1 protein-coding gene and 2 pseudogenes are annotated in these 1,331 nt (G+C 76.8%); 1 reads left to right on the top strand and 2 read right to left on the bottom strand.

The features are described 5' to 3' along the window. Positions 1-69 (top strand): annotated as a pseudogene (locus tag D8M29_RS14560) (hypothetical protein); the annotation flags it as partial. Positions 70-249: 180 nt separating this feature from the next. Here D8M29_RS14560 and D8M29_RS14565 read toward each other — a convergent pair. Both D8M29_RS14565 and D8M29_RS12280 read right to left on the bottom strand, forming a co-directional pair. Then, a pseudogene (locus tag D8M29_RS14565) lies at positions 250-960 on the bottom strand (histidine kinase); the annotation flags it as partial. 125 nt (positions 961-1,085) lie between these two features. Next, a partial coding sequence (locus D8M29_RS12280; RefSeq protein WP_174233370.1) for a nitronate monooxygenase occupies positions 1,086-1,331 on the bottom strand: 246 nt, incomplete at its 5' end.

Raw genomic sequence — 1,331 nt, forward strand, 5'->3', positions numbered from 1 at the left:
ATGGACTCCGTGCACCCGGGCGGCCTCGGGGGCACCTACGGGGGCAACCCCGTCGCCACGGCGGCGGCGCTCGCCGTGTTCGAGGCCGTCGAGGAGGGCGGTCTCCTGGAGAAGGCCCGCCGGATCGGCGTCGGCGGCGGGCCGCCGGGCGTCGTCGTCCGTCACGCCGGGCACCCCGGCCACGGTCTCGCCGGTCTCGCGGAGCACGCCGAGCAGCTGGCGCATGTCCGCGAGCGCGGAGCGGCCGGTCTGGCCGATGGTCTCGAGCGCGGTGACCGCGAGCGCGGGCTTGGCGGCGGCGGCGTACCGGGCGCCGTCGGCCTGGGAGATGATCACCTGCAGGGAGTGGGCGACGATGTCGTGCATCTCCCGGGCGATGTGGCTGCGCTCGTCGGCGGCGGCGAGCTCGCGCTCCTGCCGGGACTGCACCTCGAGGCGGTGGGCGCGGTCCTCGAGGGCGCGCACGGTGAGGCGGCGGTTGCGCACGACGTCGCCGAACGCCCACGCGGTGAGCACCATGAGCCCGCAGCCGATCGCCATGATGACCATGGCCAGCGGCTCCGCGGGGGAGCGGACGGTGAGGCCGTCGGGGGTGACGAACTGCGCCGGGAACAGCCACACCTTCACCCCGTTGGCCACGCCGCCGACCAGCCCCGTGAGGAGCCCGGCCACGGAGATGCTCCGGGGCGCGTTCGCGGCGAGGTTGTAGACGGTGAGCGGCACCATCAGCAGGGACAGGCTGAACTCGGGCCCGGCGAGCAGGTGCAGGACGGCCGCGGCCGTCACGACGGCGGCCGAGGCCACCGGGCGCACCCGGCGCACGGCCCACGGCAGGACCATGCCGGCCCCGGCCAGGAGGGAGACGGCCGTCTGCCGGCCCTGGGGGTCCGGGGCGACCATCGGCCCGAGCGCGATCCACGGCAGCGCCACGAGCACGGTGAACAGTGCCGCGGCGGCCATCACGTCGGTGCGCACGGGGTGCAGGCGCGTCCACTGGTCGAGGCGGCGCAGGGGGTTCACGCGGGCCAGCCTAGGCCGCAGGCCGAGGGGCCGGCGTCAGTCCGCGGGATGATCCGGGACGGTCCTCAGGGCGCGAGGGAGGCGAGGACGTCGGCGGCCGGCGCCTCACGGACCCGGTGCGCCTCGGTGCCGGCCCACAGGTGGACGCGTTCGAGGTCGCCGACGGCCGCGGCGGCGGCGCGCAGCCCCTTCGTCAGGACGTTGACCTCGGGGTACGCGGCGGGGGCGTCCGGGTGCTCCGCCATGAACGCGGTGGCCAGCGACCGCGCCCACCGCCCCGTGTAGGCGCGGGTCAGGGCGGTGCGGGCCCG

This window comes from Micrococcus sp. HSID17227, assembly GCF_003989405.1.
GTDB lineage: Bacteria > Actinomycetota > Actinomycetes > Actinomycetales > Micrococcaceae > Micrococcus > Micrococcus luteus.